This window comes from Hymenobacter segetis, assembly GCF_038448715.1.
Lineage (GTDB): Bacteria > Bacteroidota > Bacteroidia > Cytophagales > Hymenobacteraceae > Hymenobacter > Hymenobacter segetis.
This window is the reverse complement of sequence record NZ_JBCEVZ010000008.1, coordinates 103,775-120,993: the sequence shown is the minus strand read 5'-3', so window position 1 is coordinate 120,993 and position 17,219 is coordinate 103,775. Positions and strand designations below refer to the sequence as shown.

Sequence of the window (17,219 nt, the reverse complement as noted above, 5' to 3'; positions counted from 1 at the left end):
CGGTACAGCGTGGCCTGGTTGAATAGGGCCAGCGCCACGGCGTAGTTGCTTTCGCCGCCTTCGGGCCGGAGCAACAGGGCGCGGTCCGCATATTGTCGGCCAAGGTCGAAATAGGCCGATTTACGGGTTTCGTCAGAATAGCGGGTGCCGATTTTCACGCTCAGCACGGCAGCCTGCCACAGGGCCAGGTAATGCGTCGGTATCTCTTTCAGGATTTCCTGATACACGGCCAGGGCTTCGGAATCCTTGAAGCTGTTGGCGAGCGCGGCGGCCTGGAACAGCTTGATGCGGACGGCTGGCGGGTCGGCTACTGCCACGGGGCGGGCAGCGGGCTTAGCCGGACGGGGCCGGATTTGGCCAGCTACCGGCAGCATCGTGAGCGCGGTGAGCAGCACGGCGCTACTGAGCCTAACCCGCCCCCATCGGACTGCCAGGACCAAGCACGACCACCACCGAAACAACACAAGCATAAAGGCAAAGAAAGGGCGCAAAAGGATTCGGAAGCAGCGGAATCAAGCCGGGCAGCATCAATTAGCGTGCCGCCCGGCATCATTCTGCCGCTCCACGAGAGGCTGCTCTAAAACAGCCCCAGCTGCGCCTTGGGCCGCTTCAGCAACTCTTGGGCGCGGGCCACTTCCTCGGCGGTTACATCGACGGGCCCAGTCGGCTCGGGCGGGGCTTCGGTCCCGGCCGGGTTTTCGCCGGGCTTGGGAGCGGCGGCGCGTTTCTTTACTTCGCGGCGCTGCGGCTCGGGGCCTTCGTCGGTGAGCAGTATGAGGGCGTGGATTTTGTAGTAGTTGAGCTTATTGCCCATCGCCTTCCAGCCTTTCACATCGATGAACTCGTGCAACGCAATTTTCTCGGTTTCCTTATCGGATTTCTTGTCCTTCTGGATTTTCAGTTCTACCAGCGGCTCGGGGTTGGCCGTCACGGCCAGCATTTTCGAGCCTTTGCTTTCGGAGATGAAAGTAAAGCGCTTGCCCAGCGTGCTGGTTTCAATTTTGAACCGCTTGACGTAGTGGATTTTAGTTTCTCCGTCGAGGTACACTGTTGAGAGCACCGTATCGGGCTCCAGCTTGCGCAGTAGCACCATGTTGGGCACGTCGAAGTGGATGGCCGGGTCGGGCGCAGTCAGCTCGTAGCTGCCGTCCTTGTGCACCACCAGCAAGGCATTTTCGGTATCGAAAGTACCTAAGTAACGACCGTGGCCGGCCGTGTTGAGGCGGCCCACCACGCTGTCGAAGAACATTTCGCGGCCGCCTAGGGTCGAGTCGCCCAGCGTTTTCTGGGTGATTTTCTTGATGGGCTGCTTGGTCACGATGTTGCCCATCGAGCCCTTTCCCTTGATGCTGAGCTCGGCAAAGTCGAAGTCGAACTGCTTCACCCGCGCCGGCGCTTTATCGGAAAGCTGAATGCTGACGATTTCCGACTCCGAATTGGGATTGGCCGTGAGGTAGAGGGTTTTGGTGCCCTTCGTGCCCTTGGTCAGGTCGTAGGTTTTGTCGCGGGTGATGCCCGACACCAGAAAGCGCTTGGCGAAGCTGATGCCCGACGCTCCGTCGAGGTACACCATGTTGTATACCAGCCGGTCATCGTTCTTATTATAGACGCCGACGTGCAGAATGTCCTTACCCACGAAGGTCTTATCCCCAATTTTGGTCACCATAAAGGTGCCGTCGCGCTTGATGGCGATGATGTCGTCCAAATCGGAGCAGTCACACACGAATTCGTCTTTCTTGAGGCCGTAGCCCACGAAACCGTCCACGCGGTTCACGTAGAGCTTCTGGTTGGCGATGGCTACTTTCTGGGCCGTCACCACGTCGAAGGTGCGGAGCTGGGTTTTGCGCTCGCGGCCCGCGCCGTACTTCTTCAGCAGGCCCTCAAAATAGTTGATGGCGTAGCGCGTGAGGTTGGCGAGATGGTCGGCGACCTCGGCCAGCTCAGCCTCCAGCTTTTGCAGGTATTCATCGGCCTTGAAGCCGTCGAATTTCGAGATGCGCTTGATGCGAATTTCGGTCAGGCGCGTCAAATCGTCCTCTTCAATCGGGCGGCGCAGCACGATTCGGGTATCGTCGGCTTTGGCCTTCTCCCCTTCTATGCGCACGAATTTCTTCAGGCCCTTATCAATCGTTTCGAGGATTTCCTCCCACGTTTCGCACTCCTCAATCTTGCGGTAGATGCGGTTTTCGATGAAAATCTTCTCCAGCGATGCGTTATGCCACTTCTCCCACAGCTCATCCTGGCGGATTTCCAGTTCGCGCTCCAGTAGGCGCACGGTGGCCTTGGTGCTCTGGCGCAGTACGTCCTCCACGCCCACGAAGCGGGGCTTATCGCCGATGATGACGCAGGTGTTGGGCGAGATGCTGATTTCGCAATCGGTGAAGGCGTACAGCGCGTCCATGGTCAAATCGGGCGACACGCCGGCGGGCAGCTGCACCTGAATTTCCACGTTGGCGGCCGTGTTGTCGACCACCTTCTTAATCTTGATTTTATTAGCTTCCGACGCCTTCACGATGCTTTCCATCAGCGCCGTGGTGGTGGAGCCGTAGGGAATATCGCGGATGATGAGCAGCGTTTTATCGACCTTCTCGATGGTAGCGCGCAGCCGGATTTTGGCCCCACGCATACCCGAGTTGTAGTTGCTCACATCGCACAGGCCGCCGGTCGAAAAGTCCGGAAACAGCTGCACTTCCTTACCCCGCAGCACGTCGATGCTGGCCTTGCACAGCTCGCGGAAGTTGTGGGGCATAATCTTGGTGCTCAGGCCCACGGCGATTCCCTCAACACCCTGCGCGAGCAGCAGCGGGAACTTCACAGGCAGCGTGGTGGGCTCGCGCTTGCGGCCGTCGTAGCTGAGCTGCCACTCGGTGGTATCGGGGTTGAACACCACGTCGAGCGCAAACTTGCTCAGGCGGGCTTCAATGTAACGCGGGGCGGCGGCACCGTCGCCGGTGCGCACGTCGCCCCAGTTGCCCTGGGTTTCGATAAGCAGGTCTTTCTGGCCCAGGTTCACCATGGCGTCGCCGATGCTGGCGTCGCCGTGCGGGTGGTACTGCATGGTCTGGCCGATGACGTTGGCCACTTTGTTGAAGCGGCCGTCGTCCATCTCCTTCATCGCGTGCAGGATGCGGCGCTGCACAGGCTTGAGGCCGTCCTCGATGGCCGGCACGGCGCGCTCCAGAATCACATAGCTGGCGTAGTCCAGAAACCAGTTCTGGTACATGCCGCGCACGGTGGCCACGTCGTGGATGGTTTCGCCGGGGGCGAATTTGGGCTCCTCCTCGGTCTGCTCCTCCACTGGGATGGCCTCGGCCTGGGGTGGTGTCAGGGGCACATTGCCGAATAAATCGGCGGCCAGCGGCGCGGATTCTTCGGCCGCTTCTCCGGTATCCGCTTCCGGGAATTCGGTTGGTTCCTGCGCATCGGCATCCGCCGCGGGCGAAAAGGCGGACAAATCAAAATCCACGGAATCACCGGGCTGTAAAAAATCCTGGTCGGGAGCGTCGGAGTTGGGAGTATCGAGAGAAGCCACGGGGGAAACGAATGAGGTCGGCGTACTGCCGTCAAAAATACCGGAATCAGCGCGGAGCGCAATAAATTACAATTCCCAGCAGAGCCGGAAAGTTCCCAAGATTCTTAGCGAATCAATGGCAACAAGTGTGCGTTCAGTCAAACAGCAACACGCCTAAAAAGCCAAATTTCGGCTATTCAATCCCAAAAAACAAGCTAAAAAAACTAGCTGATGCTTGTCTGTTTTTCGGAATCACAAGGGGCACTGTAAATCGAACCAGTCCGAAAAGAAAAAAGCCCGAACCAAAGGCTCGGGCTTTTCCGTGGAATGTGTCGACTAGTCTACCCCTAGGCGACAAGGCAAACGTACACATAAAAACAATTATTCCCAAACATCAGCTGCTCATTCTGGGAAATTTTGCTGGGCCAGCAGTTGAGACTAACGGCCAATTTTCCAGAAATGAGACTATTGGATTGCGTTAAGGTTAGGCTAAATCGGCTTCGGCTACTTCCGCTACGGGCAGCACATCCGAGGTTATTAGGTCTTTCTCCAGGCGCAGGTTTTCGATGATGAATTCCTGGCGGGCGGGCGTATTCTTGCCCATGTAATAGGTGAGCACCTGCTGAATGCTGCGGTCCGATTGCAAAATCACGGGTTCGAGTTTGATGTTCTCGCCGATAAACTTGCCGAACTCATCCGGGGAAATCTCGCCCAGGCCTTTAAAGCGGGTGATTTCGGGGTTGCGGCCGAGCTTGCGCATGGCGTTCTGCTTTTCCTGCTCGTTGTAGCAATAGATGGTTTCCTTCTTGTTACGAACGCGGAACAGCGGGGTTTCGAGGATGAAAACGTGGCCGTTGCGCACCAAATCGGGAAAGAACTGGAGGAAGAACGTGAGCAGCAGCAGGCGGATGTGCATGCCGTCGACGTCGGCATCGGTGGCGACCACCACGCGGTTATAGCGCAGATGCTCAATACCTTCTTCAATATTGAGGGCGTGTTGCAGAAGGTTCAGTTCCTCGTTCTCGTACACGATTTTCTTCTTCAGGCCGAAGCAGTTCAGCGGCTTGCCGCGCAGGCTGAACACGGCCTCCAGCTCCACGTTGCGGCTCTTGGTGATGCTGCCCGATGCGGAGTCTCCCTCGGTGATAAAGAGCGTGGTGAGCAGTTCTTTTTCGGCCCCGTCCTTGGCGTTTTCGCCCAGGTGGAAGCGGCAGTCGCGCAGCTTGCGGTTGTGCAGGTTGGCTTTTTTGGCGCGTTGGTTGGCGAGCTTTTTCACGCCGGCCATGTCCTTGCGCTCCCGCTCGCTCTGCTCGATGCGCTTGCGCAGGGCCTCGGCTACCAGCGCATTCTTGTGCAGGTAGTTATCGAGGTGCTCCTTGACGAAATCGAGGATGAAGCCGCGCACGGTGGGACCGTCCTCGCCCATGTTTACGCTGCCGAGCTTGGTTTTGGTCTGAGATTCAAACACCGGCTCCTGCACGCGCACCGAGATGGCGGCAATGATGCTGGCGCGGATGTCAGAAGCGTCGTAGTCCTTCTTGTAGAACTCGCGCACGGCCTTCACTACGGCTTCGCGGAAGGCGGCTAAGTGTGTGCCGCCCTGCGTGGTGTACTGGCCGTTAACGAAGGAATAATATTCTTCGCCGTAGTCGTTGCCGTGGGTCAGGGCCATCTCAATGTCCGGGGCTTTGAGATGGATGATGGGGTAACGCAGGTGCTCCACATCGGCCTTGCGGGCCAGCAGGTCGAGCAGGCCGTTTTCGGAGTAATACTTCTGGCCGTTGAAGTTGATGGTGAGGCCCGCGTTCAGATAAACGTAGTTCCAGATTTGATTTTCGAGGTACTCCGGGATGAAGCGGTAGTTCTTGAAAATCGTGTCATCGGGCTGGAATACCACCAGCGTGCCGTTGCGCTGGCTGGTTTTGGTGGGCTTGGGGTCGGCGGTGAGCTTGCCCTGGGCAAACTCGGCAGCCTTGAGGATGCCTTCGCGCACGCTTTGCACCAGGAAGTAGCCGCTGAGGGCATTTACGGCCTTGGTGCCCACGCCGTTGAGGCCCACCGACTTTTGAAAGACCTTGCTGTCGTACTTGCCGCCGGTGTTGATTTTGCTCACCACATCGACCACCTTGCCCAGCGGAATGCCGCGGCCGTAGTCGCGCACCTGCACTTTGGAGTCCGAAATCTTGATATCGATGGTGCGGCCGTGGCCCATCACGTGCTCGTCGATGCAGTTGTCGACGACTTCCTTCACCAGCACATAAATGCCATCATCATACGCCGAGCCATCGCCGAGCTTGCCGATGTACATGCCGGGCCGCAGGCGAATGTGCTCGCGCCAGTCCAGCGAGCGGATGCTGTCTTCGTTGTAGCCGTGGTCGGCCGCGGCCGGGGCGAGCGGTAATTGTTCGTCGTTCATCTAAAAAAATCCGTAAGGAGGGCAGTTCTGGGGTAAAATAACGCAGAAAACAGCGGCACGGCAAGCCGCCCGCTGCCAGTAAGCTTAGCCAGACCCGCCAAATTATTTAGTTTCCAACACTGCTCTCACCGTCCAGGTTCACGCGCCCGGCGGCAGACAGCCTGCTTTTTTACCTCTCTTCTCCCCTGCTGCTTTTCGCCTGACCGACATGTTTCCCCGCCCCAATACCATCAACCAGCCGCGCAACCTGCCCTCGCCCACCCAGAACCACGCGCCGGCCGAGGTGAAGCAGTCGCCGATTATTCACTACACGTTTCTACTGATTGGGCTGTCGCTGCTGGTGTTCGTGCTGCACAAGCTGGATGGCGTGCTGCTGCCTATTCTGTTTGCAGCATTGCTGTCGGTGCTGCTGCTGCCGCTGGTGCTGCGGTTGGAAAAGTGGAAGCTTCCGCGCGTCTGGGCCATCATTGTGACGCTGCTGCTGCTGATGGCGGCACTTACGGGCTTGTTCTACCTCTTCGGCACGCAGCTGATGACGCTGCGCGACGAACTGCCCAAGCTGCAGGCGAAGTCGCTGGTGTATTTCGACCAGATTCAGCAATGGGCCAGCGAAAAATTCGGCTACCAGCCCATGAGCAAGGAAGAACTGATTGATTCCTCGATGAAATCGGTGAAGAAATCGGCGGGCGGCTACCTGGGCTCCACGCTCAGCACCACGGCTACTGTGCTGAGCGTAACCACGCTAATACCTATTTATATCTTCTGCTTTCTGTATTACCGCGACCATATGCGGCAGTTCATGTTCCGCTTCGTGGCGCCCGATAAGCGCACCACCGTGCTGCATACGATGGACAGTATTCAGACCGTGGTGCAGGCTTACATCCAAGGTTTGCTCACGGTGATTGTGGTGGTGTCGGTGCTGAACGCCATCGGGCTGCTGCTGCTGGGGGTGAAATTCGCCATCTTCTTCGCGGTTTTTGCCTCGGTGCTGGCCATCATTCCCTACATCGGCATCATGGTGGGCTCGGCCGTTCCGGCATTGGTGACGCTGGTTGAGACCGGCTCGATAGGCAAGGCGGCGGCCGTGGTGGGCGTGTTCATGTTCGTACAATTTCTGGAAGGCAACTTCATCACGCCCATGATTACGGGCTCGAAGGTGAGCATCAATCCCATGGCCGCCATCGTGGCTCTTATTTTGGGCGGCGAGCTGTGGGGCACACCGGGCATGATTCTGAGCATTCCGCTGATTGCGGTGCTGAAGGTGGTATTTGATGCCAGCAAAACCACGGAGCCCTGGGGCTTTCTGCTCGGCGACGTGACCGATGGCGAGGACACGCAAAACGACAAAACAGACGATAAGCCGGGCTTTTTTGCGAAAGCCTGGCGGATGATAAAACGGATGTAAAACTGGGCTGTAGTATGTTTTTTGAAGGTTTATTTGGATTTTTTAATTTAATATTCATTATATTTGATATTAAATTCATTTTCCACCTAACCATTTTCATCATGGCTACTACAAATGAAAAGACCTCCCGTGCTTACATCGAGCTTCTCGAAATCAACAAGACGGCCAGCAAAGGCTACAAGGAAGCCGCCGATGGCGTGACCAACCCGCAGCTCAAAACCGAGTTGAACCGTCTGGCGCAGCAGCGCACCCAGTTCACCAACGAGCTCACCCAGCAGGCCAGCCGTCTGGGCGTCGACCCCAATAAAACCACCTTCGAAGGTGCCGCCACGGAAGTGGTGGCGGCCGTGCATCGCAGCTGGATTAATGTAAAAGCGGCGGTGACCGGTCACAACGACGCCGCCATTCTGAATGAATGCGAAACGGGTGATACGTCGGCCCTGAAGGCCTACGATGCAGCCCTGAAAGCCCCCGATATGCCCACGCCGGTGAAAACCGTAATTGAGCACCAGCGCAGCGAGATTATGGCCGCCAAGAATGCGGTGACGCAGCTGAAATCCAAGATGAAACCGATGTAGAAAAGCAGCGGTAACGGCTTCGGCCTCCTCCGTGTTTTTCGCGTAGAAAAGGCAGCCGGTAGCGGCTGCCTTTTTTTATGTGCAACCTTCTGCGGGGCTAAGTTTGTTAGCTTCGCCACCGACCATCTTTCCCGCGCCCGATTTGTACGCCATCATTGACCTTGAGACCACCGGCGGGCAGCCCACCCAGGACCGCATCACCGAAATAGCCATTTACATTCACGACGGGGAGAAGATTGTGGACGAATACGCCACGCTGCTCAACCCCGGCCGGGGCATTCCGCCGTTCATTACCCAGCTCACGGGCATCACCAACGACATGGTGAGCGACGCGCCCAAGTTCCACGAAGTGGCCCGCAAGGTGGTGGAAATGACCGAAGGCTGCGTGTTCGTGGCCCACAACGTGCGCTTCGACTACTCGTTTCTAAAGAAGGAATTTGCCGACCTCGGCTACAACTACTCGCGCAAAACGCTATGCACCGTGCGTCTTTCGCGCAGCCTCATTCCGGGCCAGCCGAGCTACAGCCTCGGCAAGCTGTGTCAGAACATCGGTATCCCGCTCGAAGGCCGGCACCGCGCCGCCGGCGATGCCCACGCCACGGCCCTGCTCTTCGGCAAGCTCCTCAAAATCACCTCTGAAAGCGAAGACCTCCCCCACGGCACCGATGCCAGCCACACCCTGGCCCGCGTGGATGCCCTGGCCCCCAGCGGCCAGGCGGCCAGCACCAAAAAGCCCTCGCCCAAGCGCGTGGCCGCCGTGCAAACCGCCATCCGCGAGGCACTGATGCCGCCGCTGCTGCCGGCGTCGGTGGTGGCGAATCTGCCGCAGGCCACGGGCGTGTACTACTTCCACAACGAGGCTGGGGAGGTGATTTATGTGGGCAAGTCCATCAATATCTACAAGCGGATTCAGCAGCATTTTGCCATTGATGTGAAGTCGCGCAAAAGCCTGGAGTTCAAGAATTCCATTGCTGATATTACCTGGGAATTGACCGGCTCGGAGCTGGTGGCGCTGCTGTACGAGTCGCACCTGATTAAGCACATGAAGCCGGCTTACAACCGGGCGCAACGGCGCTCGGTGTTTCCGGCGGGCATCTATCTGCGCATTGATGAGCAGGGCTATAAGCGCCTGGCCTACGGCCGCGCCGATGCGCGCAATGCCGAAATCCCCATCATCGCGCTGGGCAATCAGTACAAGGCGCAGGGCTTTCTGTACCATAAAGTGGCCAAGTACAACCTCTGCCAGAAGCTGTGCGGACTCTACAAGACCCAGGGCGCGTGTTTCGACTACCAGGTGCACCGCTGCCTCGGAGCCTGCGTAGGCCAGGAACCGCCGGAGAGCTACAACCTGCGCGTAGACGAGGCCATCGATAGCATCAGCTATGAGCACGAGTCGTTCGTGGTCATAGGCCCGGGCCGTACGGAGCTGGAAAAGAGCATTGTGCTGGTGGAAAATGGCCGCTACAGGGGTTTTGGGTACGTGGACGAGACGTTTTCGGCCCGCAAGCTGGCCGATTTCCGGGACGTGATAAAGGAGTACACCGACAACAAGGACATCCAGCAGATTATCCGGAATCACCTGCGCACCAAGCGCAAGGGCGAGCGGGTGAAGGTGTTTGGGAATTGATTTCGACCTAAAAAAGAAAAGGGCGGCCCCAGAATATCTGGAGCTGCCCTTTTGCGTTGGGGGTTTTAGGGTCTATTAATCCTTACTTCTTGCCAGCCAGAATCTCATCCACCACCAGCGGGTCGAGGAGGGTGGTTACGTCGCCCAGGTTGGTGGTTTCGCCTTCGGCCACTTTGCGCAGGATGCGGCGCATGATTTTGCCGGAGCGGGTTTTGGGCAGGCCCGAGACGAGTTGAATCTTGTCGGGCTTGGCGATGCGGCCGATTTCGGCCACTACGGCTTCGATGATGCTGGCTTCGGTCATTTGCAGGTCGAGGTCGGTGGTGGGGACACCGTTTTTGCAGATGACGTAGGCGTAGATGCCCTGGCCTTTCACGTCGTGCGGGTAGCCTACTACGGCGCTTTCGACCACGTAGTCGCTTTGGTTGATGGCGTTTTCGATTTCGGCGGTGCCGAAGCGGTGGCCGGACACGTTTATCACGTCATCGACGCGGCCGATGATGCGGTAGAGGCCGTTTTCGTCGCGCCGGGCGCCGTCGCCGGTGAAATAGTAGCCGGGGTACGGAGTGAAATACGTTTGGCGGGCGCGCTCGTGGTCGCCCCAGGTGGTGCGGATGACGCCAGGCCAGCTGGCTTTGATGGCGAGGTAGCCTTCCTGGTCGTTTCCTTCGATTTCGGTGCCGTCCTGATTCAGCAAAACCGGTTGCACGCCGGGCAGCGGCAGGCCGGCGCGGGCGGGCACGCTGGGCGTGATGCCGGCCATTGCAGATATCATTATGCCGCCGGTTTCGGTTTGCCACCAGGTGTCGACGATGGGGCAGCGGCCTTTGCCGACGTGCTGGTGGTACCAGTGCCAGGCCTCTTCGTTGATGGGCTCGCCCACCGAACCCAGGATGCGCAGACTGCTGAGGGAATAGGCCAGGACGTGGTCGATGGGCGCGGCCATGAGGCTGCGGATGGCCGTGGGCGCGGTGTAGAAAATGGTGACGTGGTGCTTGTCAATCACCTCCCAGAAGCGGCCCGGCGAGGGGAATGTAGGCACGCCCTCGAACAGCAGCGTGGTGCTGCCGGCCAGCAGCGGGCCGTAGAGGCCGTAGGTATGGCCGGTAACCCAGCCGATGTCGGCGGTGCACCAGTACATGTCGTTTTCCTCCACCTGGAACACGTTGCGGAAGGTGTAATCGGCCCAGACCATGTAGCCGGCCTGGGTGTGGACCACGCCTTTGGGCTTGCCGGTACTGCCGCTGGTGTAGAGAATGAAGAGCGGGTCTTCGGCGGCCATTTCCTCGGCGGGGCAGTCTTTGGTCACATCTTTTACCTCGTCGTGGTACCACACGTCGCGGCCTTCTTTCATTTGCACGGGCCAGCTGGTGTGCTCTACCACGATGACGCGGCGCACCGAGGGGCACAGCTCCAAGGCCTCATCGACCACGCTCTTCACCGGGATTTGCTTCGCGCCGCGGTTGAGGCCGTCGGCGGTGAGGACGAAGGCGGCGTCGGCATCATTGATGCGGTCGGCGATAGCGGTGGCGGAGAAGCCGGCGAAAATGACGCCGTGCACCGCCCCGATGCGGGCGCAGGCCAGCACGGCAATGGCCAGGCTCGGAATCATGGGCATGTAGAGGACCACGCGGTCGCCTTTGGTCACGCCGTTTTTCTTGAGCACGTTGGCGAACTGGCAGACTTGCTCGTGCAGCTCGCGATAGGTGAGGCGCAGGTGGCGGGTTTTGGGGTCGTTGGGTTCGAAGACGATGGCGAGCTTGTTGGCGCGCTGGTCGAGGTGGCGGTCGAGGCAGTTTTCGGTGATGTTGAGGGTGGCACCGTCGAACCAGCGGCTGTTGCCGGCGGGCGAAAACTCGCCGCTGCGCACGGTATCCCACTTTTTGCGCCAGGTGAATGGCTCGGCGGCGGCGGCCCAGAAGGCGTCGGGGTCGGCCACGGATTGCTGGTAGTCGGCGTGGTATTCTTCGAGGGTACGGGTGCGGATGGCGGACATCTGGTTGAGTTAAGAGTTAGGAGTTAGGAGTTGAGAGCTAAGAGGTGGTGGGCGGGGGAAATTGGGAGTGGAGTCGAATTAAATCCTACTCGGTTCGTATTTATTTATAATTGAGTCGTATTTATTTATACATGTCATTAATTTATTTATATTTTGGCTCAATTAACGGCATCTTGATTCGTATTTATTTATACTCGGTGTGAATTTATTTATACTCTAGGGTGATTAATCGGTGCTCGGAGGTGATTAATGTTGCTGTAGGGTGCGGGGCTTGCCCCCGCCCGGACGTTGGTGCCAAACCGACGGTGCCGTTCAACGACGGGCGGGGGCAAGCCCCGCACCCTACAGCGTTTCAAAAGCCAAGCCGATGCCCCGGCGTTGCAGGCCGGCGCGGATTTCATCCAGGATGAGGGGGTCGTCGATGGTGGCGGGGAGGGCGAAATCTTCACCGTCGGCGAGCTGGCGCAAGGTTTTGCGGAGGATTTTGCCGGAGCGGGTTTTGGGCAGGCGCTTCACGACTAAAACAGCCCGGAAGCAGGCCAGCGCGCCAATTTGGGTTCGCACGGCGGCAATTAATTCCTTTTCAAGCTGCTCCTCTCCTATCGTCTGGCCGTCTTTCAGGACTACCAGGCCTGCGGGGACCTGGCCGCGCAGCTGGTCGGCAATGCCGAGGACGGCGCACTCGGCCACGGCGGGGTGGGCGGCCAGGATTTCCTCGATTTCGCCGGTGCTGAGGCGGTGGCCGGCCACGTTGATGACGTCATCGACGCGGCCCATGATGTAGGTGTAGCCTTCGGGGTCGCGGTAGCCGCCGTCGCCGCTGAGATAGTAGCCGGGGAAGGTGCTGAGGTAGGCTTCGTGGAAGCGGGCATCATCGTTCCAGAGCGTGGGGAAGCAGCCGGGGGGCAGCGGGAGTTTCACGGCTACCAGGCCGGTGGTGCCGGGGGGCACGGGCTGGCCGGCTTCGTCCAGAATCTGGATGTCGTAGCCGGGCACGGGGTGGCCGGCGCTGCCGGCGCGGGGAGCGGGCATGCCTTCGAGGCCCGTCAGGGTGGCCAGCATGGGCCAGCCGGACTCGGTTTGCCACCAGTGGTCGACCACGGGCACGCCCAGCAGGCGGCCGGCCCAGGCGTAGGTGGCGGGGTCGCAACGCTCGCCGGCCAGGAAGAGGTGGCGCAGGCTGCTGAGGTCGTATTGCTTGGCCAATAGCCCGTCGGGGTCTTCCTTTTTGATGGCCCGGATGGCGGTGGGCGCGGTGAACATCACGCTGACTTTGTATTGCTCGATGATGCGCCAGAAGGTACCAGCATCAGGGGTGCGGACGGGTTTGCCTTCGAATAAAATAGTGGTGCAGCCTCTTAGTAGCGGCCCGTACACGATGTAGGAGCTGCCCACGGCCCAGCCGATATCGGAAGCGGTGAAAATGACTTCGCCGGGCTCCAGGTTGTAGATGGTGCGCATGCTGAAGAACAAGGCCACGGCGTGGCCGCCGTGGTCGCGCACCACACCCTTGGGGCGGCCGGTGGTGCCGCTGGTGTAGAGGATGTAGAGCGGGTGCGTGGCGGGGACGGACACGGCGGGGACCGGAGCGGCTTGCAGCAACTCCTGGTAGTCGATGTCGCGGCCGGGCTGCATTTCGGCCGTCACGAAATCGCGCTGGCAGACCACGACGTGGGCCGGCTGGAAGGTGGCTTTGGCGAGGGCTTCCTCCACCAGCGGCTTGTAGGGAATGATGCGGTCGAACTCCATGCCGCCCGAGGCGCAGATGAGGACGCGGGGCCGGGCATCGTCGATTCTGACCGCCAATTCGTGCGGCGCGAAGCCCCCGAACACCACCGAATGCACGGCCCCAAGGCGAGCGCAGGCCAGCATGGCCACCACGGCCTCGGGCATGTTGGGCATGTAGATGATGACGCGGTCGCCCATTTCGACGCCGAGGGCGCGCAGGCCGCCGGCCAGGCGGGCGGTCATATCCAGCAGTTCGGCGTAGGTGTAGGTACGCTGGGTGCGGGTCACGGGCGAGTCGTAGATGAGGGCGGGCTGGTGGGCGCGGCCCTGCGCCACCTGCCAGTCGAGGCAGAGGAAGCTGGTGTTCAGTTCCCCGCCTTTGAACCAACGGTAGAAGCCATTTTCATCCTGGCTGAGGGGCTCGGCGGACTTTTTATCCCAATGCAGGTGGGCGGCCTGAGCGGCCCAGAACCCGGCCGGATGGGCCAGGCTGGCGGCGTGGGTGGCGGCGTAGGAGCAAGCTGGTTTCATGGCGGGTGGGATGTAGCGCGGACTTTTAGTCCGCGAGTGGGAATGTCAGGACAGCTCCGGCGCGGACTAAAAGTCCGCGCTACAATTCAGGCGGCTACGCCCAGCAGCTCGCGGACTTTTTCCATGAGCTGGCGGGTGCTGAAGGGCTTGGGAATGTAGAGGTCGGCCCCTACTTCGTAGCCTTTTTGGATGTCGGCTTCGCGGCTTTTAGCAGAGAGGAAAATGACTTTGGTGGCGGCGCGGTCGGGGCGCTGGCGGAGCTCGCGGCACACCTGCAGGCCGTCCACGTCGGGCATCATGATGTCGAGGAGAATGAGGTCGTAGGGGGTTTGGTCGATGGCGGCCAGGGCTTCGGTGCCGTTGCGGGCGATGCCGACCTGGAAGCCGTTTTTGCGCATCAGGAATTCAAGCGACATGACGATGTTGGGCTCGTCGTCGACGATAAGGATGTGGGGGGTTTTCATGCAGATGGGTGGAGGCGGGTGGTGAGGGAGGTAGAAATAAAGGGCCGGGGTTCAATCGGCTGTCATCCTGAGCGCAGCGAAGGACCTTATCACGCGTGCTGTTTGAGATTGCTGCAATTTGTTCTTACTTGATAAGGTCCTTCGCTGCGCTCAGGATGACAGTTTCGATTTCCGCTTCCTCCCTTCCGCTCCCGGCCAGCGGCAGCTCGATAAAGAAGCGGGCACCCTGCTCCAGGCTGCTTTCGACCCAGATGCGGCCGTGGTGGAGCTCCACGATTTTGCGGGTGATGGCCAGGCCCAGGCCGGTGCCTTCGGGCTTGCGGGTGGTCTGGTGCTGGGCCTGGTAAAACTTGTCGAAGATGAGGTGCTGGGCGGCGGGCGAGATGCCCCGGCCGTTGTCTTCCACGCAGAGCAGGAGCACGTCGGCGGTGGGCCAGGCCAGCACGGCGATGCGGCCCTGGCCGTCGGGGTGGCAGGCTTTGATGGCATTGGAAAGCAGGTTGACGAGGACCTGCATGAGGCGGTCGCGGTCGGCGTGGAGGACGGGCAGGTCGACGGGGATATCGACGTGCAGGGTGATGTGCTTGTAGCGCAGGAGCTGGCCCACGGCATCGAGGGCTTCGGCCACGAGGTCGGCCACGGGCACGGGGGCGCGGTCCAGGGTGGCCTGGCCCGATTCGAACTTCTCCAAATCGAGCACCAGGGAGATGAGGCGGGTGAGGCGCTCGGCCTCGCGGCCGATGGTGAGCTGGAAATGCTGGCGCTCCTCGGTTTCCAAATCGGGGTTGTCGGCCAGGATTTCGGCCAGCGCCCGGATGCTGGTGAGGGGCGTGCGCAGCTCGTGGGTCACGGTGTATAGGAATTCGTCCTTGCGATGGTCGAGGGCCTGGAGCTGGTCGTAGGCGGCACGTAGTTCGTCGGTAAGGCGCTGAAGCTGGCGGCTCTGCTTCTGGAGCTGGCGGTTGGCTTCGAGCAGCTGCTGGCTCTCCTTGAGAATGCCCACCACGCTGTCGTAGCTGATTTGCTCGGCCCCGGCCACCGAGGCCACCAGCATCCGGGCGCTGGCCGGGCCGAGGCTGCCGGCCAGCAGCTTCTCGGCGTAGGTGAGCAGGCGCGGGTCGGCTGGAATTGGCAGTTGAGCGGTTTCTGCTGGGTTTTCGGAGGGAAGCGCGTCGGGGAAGCGGGTGGCGAAGGTGCGCAGGGCCTGATTGGTGCGCTTCTTCCCGAGGAAGCCTAGCAGCAGGGCGCGCACGTCGGGGAAGGGGGTCCTCCCCTGCCAGCCGGCCACTTCCTCGGCCAGGCTGCGGCGCGTGAACACGTCTACGAACACATCGGCCTGCCGCAGCTCAAGCGCCGTGGGCGGCCAGGCCAGCGAGAGGCCCACGTAGAGCCCGATGTTGAAAAACCAGCTCCAGAACAGGCCGTGCGAGAGGTAATCGAGCCCTTCGAGCCCAAACAGCGCGAATGGCCGCAAGCCGCTGATGCCGCCCACGCCCTCGGTCAGGACAGATTCGGGCAAGCGCCCCGGCCCTACCAGCGTGGGCAGCACCAGCGTGAAAAACCAGATGCCAAAACCCGCCAGCAGCCCCACCGTGGCCCCGCGCCGCGAGCCGCCCTTCCAGTACAGGCCGCCCAGCACGGCGGGCACAAACTGCGCCACCGCCGCGAAGGACACTAGGCCGGTGTTCACCAGCGGGAGGGTTTTGCCCACTTCGGCGTAGTAGCCGTAGGCCAGCAGCAGCACCAGCACCACGGCCAGGCGGCGGCTTTCGAGCGCTACGCGGCCCAGGTAGGCAAACCAGCGAGTCTGGCCCCCGGGCTGGGCTAAGGGCACGCGCACCAGCAGCGGCATGAGCAGGTGGTTGCTCATCATCACGCTCAGGGCAATGGTTTCGACGATAATCATGCTGCTGGCCGCCGACAAGCCGCCCAGGTACGTGAGCAGCGCCAGCCACGAGTGCCCCGCCGCCAGCGGCAGCGCCAGCACGTAGGTATCGGCATCGATGCCGCTGTGGCCCAGCCGCAGCATGCCACTGAAAGCCACCGGCAGCACGAATAGATTGATGATGATGAGGTAGAGCGGAAACAGCCACATGGCCTTGCGGAGGTGGTTTTCATCGACATTTTCCACCACGGCCACCTGGAACTGCCGGGGCAGCAGCAGCACCGCCGACATGCTCAGAACCAGCAGTGTGAACCACTCAGCCCCGCTCGTGCCCGAGCCGCGTAACGTGAACAGCTGCCGCAGCGCCGGCACCGCCGCCGCCTGGTCGAATACGTCGGCAAAGCCATGAAACAGCCCAAAGGTGACGAACAGGCCCAGCACCAGAAAGGCTACCAACTTCAGCACGCTTTCCAGGGCCACGGCCAGCACAATGCCCTCGTGCCGCTCGGTAGCCTCCACCGACCGCACCCCGAACAGGATGGTGAACACCGCCAGCGCACCCGTAGTGTAGAGGGCCGTGGTGGCCGCCGCCCCGCCCGCCCCCGCCCCGCTCCCGGTCAGGGTCACGAACGAGGCAGCAATGGCTTTGATTTGGAGGGCGATGTAGGGCACGATGCCCAGCACGCACACCACCGTAACCAGCGCGCCCAGCGCCGCGCTCTTGCCGTAGCGGGCCGAAATAAAATCGGCAATGGAGGTGAGGCGCTGCTGCCGGCTCACGCGAATAATCTTGCGCAGCACCAGCCACCACACCGGGGCCAGCAGCGTGGGGCCGAGGTAGATGCCCACGAACTCCAGCCCGTTGTGCGCCGCCCGGCCTACCGAGCCGTAGTACGTCCAGGCCGTGCAGTACACGGCCATGCTCAGGGCGTAGATGTAGGGGTTGCTCACCAAGCTTTTCCGGGCGGCAGAGCGGCGCTCAGCGGCGTAGGCCACGCCGAAAAGCAGGGCCAGGTAGCCGAAGGAAAAGCCGATGACGAGCAGCTTGGACATTTTGGTGGGGTGGTGGGTTGGTAAA

Annotated in this window: 9 protein-coding genes and 1 pseudogene; 3 read left to right on the top strand and 7 right to left on the bottom strand. The window is 60.5% G+C overall.

The window, feature by feature from the left end; translation table 11 throughout:
* The 3 genes and pseudogenes from AAFH49_RS05595 to AAFH49_RS05585 all read right to left on the bottom strand — a co-directional run.
* A pseudogene (locus AAFH49_RS05595) lies at window positions 1-395 on the bottom strand (hypothetical protein); the annotation flags it as partial.
* Between the two features lie 182 nt (window positions 396-577).
* Window positions 578-3,298 (bottom strand): DNA gyrase/topoisomerase IV subunit A, encoded by a 2,721-nt coding sequence (locus AAFH49_RS05590; protein WP_342296519.1) that lies wholly within the window; start codon window positions 3,296-3,298, stop codon window positions 578-580.
* 697 nt (window positions 3,299-3,995) lie between these two features.
* Window positions 3,996-5,927 (bottom strand): DNA topoisomerase IV subunit B, encoded by a 1,932-nt coding sequence (locus AAFH49_RS05585; RefSeq protein WP_342296518.1) that lies wholly within the window; start codon window positions 5,925-5,927, stop codon window positions 3,996-3,998.
* A gap of 208 nt (window positions 5,928-6,135) precedes the next feature.
* Here AAFH49_RS05585 and AAFH49_RS05580 point away from each other — a divergent pair, with 208 nt between their 5' ends.
* The 3 genes from AAFH49_RS05580 (at window position 6,136) to AAFH49_RS05570 (ending at window position 9,537) form a co-directional block, all read left to right on the top strand.
* Window positions 6,136-7,332, top strand: coding sequence for an AI-2E family transporter (locus AAFH49_RS05580; RefSeq protein ID WP_342296517.1), 1,197 nt, complete (start codon window positions 6,136-6,138; stop codon window positions 7,330-7,332).
* Window positions 7,333-7,433: 101 nt separating this feature from the next.
* Window positions 7,434-7,910 carry a ferritin-like domain-containing protein gene (locus tag AAFH49_RS05575; RefSeq protein ID WP_342296516.1) on the top strand — a complete coding sequence of 159 codons (477 nt, stop codon included), beginning with the start codon at window positions 7,434-7,436 and terminating at the stop codon, window positions 7,908-7,910.
* A 142-nt stretch (window positions 7,911-8,052) separates the two neighbouring features.
* Complete coding sequence (locus AAFH49_RS05570) at window positions 8,053-9,537, top strand: exonuclease domain-containing protein (protein WP_342296515.1); 1,485 nt, start codon at window positions 8,053-8,055, stop codon at window positions 9,535-9,537.
* 82 nt (window positions 9,538-9,619) lie between these two features.
* Here the strand turns inward: AAFH49_RS05570 and acs are convergent, their stop codons facing one another.
* The 4 genes from acs to AAFH49_RS05550 all read right to left on the bottom strand — a co-directional run bounded on the left by acs (window position 9,620) and on the right by AAFH49_RS05550 (window position 17,194).
* Window positions 9,620-11,533 (bottom strand): acetate--CoA ligase, encoded by a 1,914-nt coding sequence (acs, locus tag AAFH49_RS05565; protein ID WP_342296514.1) that lies wholly within the window; start codon window positions 11,531-11,533, stop codon window positions 9,620-9,622.
* 342 nt (window positions 11,534-11,875) lie between these two features.
* Window positions 11,876-13,792 (bottom strand): propionyl-CoA synthetase, encoded by a 1,917-nt coding sequence (locus AAFH49_RS05560; protein ID WP_342296513.1) that lies wholly within the window; start codon window positions 13,790-13,792, stop codon window positions 11,876-11,878.
* A gap of 86 nt (window positions 13,793-13,878) precedes the next feature.
* Window positions 13,879-14,256, bottom strand: a complete 378-nt coding sequence (locus tag AAFH49_RS05555; protein WP_342296512.1) for a response regulator transcription factor — start codon at window positions 14,254-14,256, stop codon at window positions 13,879-13,881.
* Window positions 14,257-14,380: 124 nt separating this feature from the next.
* Complete coding sequence (locus AAFH49_RS05550) at window positions 14,381-17,194, bottom strand: ATP-binding protein (protein WP_342296511.1); 2,814 nt, start codon at window positions 17,192-17,194, stop codon at window positions 14,381-14,383.
* Between the last annotated feature and the right edge of the window lie 25 nt (window positions 17,195-17,219).

Bases quoted from the DNA above. Each gene is read 5' to 3' on its own strand.
- AAFH49_RS05585 (WP_342296518.1), bottom strand. From the start codon at position 5,927: ATGAACGACGAACAATTACCGCTCGCCCCGGCCGCGGCCGACCACGGC.
- AAFH49_RS05580 (WP_342296517.1), top strand. From the start codon at position 6,136: ATGTTTCCCCGCCCCAATACCATCAACCAGCCGCGCAACCTGCCCTCG.
- AAFH49_RS05575 (WP_342296516.1), top strand. From the start codon at position 7,434: ATGGCTACTACAAATGAAAAGACCTCCCGTGCTTACATCGAGCTTCTC.
- acs (WP_342296514.1), bottom strand. From the start codon at position 11,533: ATGTCCGCCATCCGCACCCGTACCCTCGAAGAATACCACGCCGACTAC.
- AAFH49_RS05560 (WP_342296513.1), bottom strand. From the start codon at position 13,792: ATGAAACCAGCTTGCTCCTACGCCGCCACCCACGCCGCCAGCCTGGCC.
- AAFH49_RS05555 (WP_342296512.1), bottom strand. From the start codon at position 14,256: ATGAAAACCCCCCACATCCTTATCGTCGACGACGAGCCCAACATCGTC.
- AAFH49_RS05550 (WP_342296511.1), bottom strand. From the start codon at position 17,194: ATGTCCAAGCTGCTCGTCATCGGCTTTTCCTTCGGCTACCTGGCCCTG.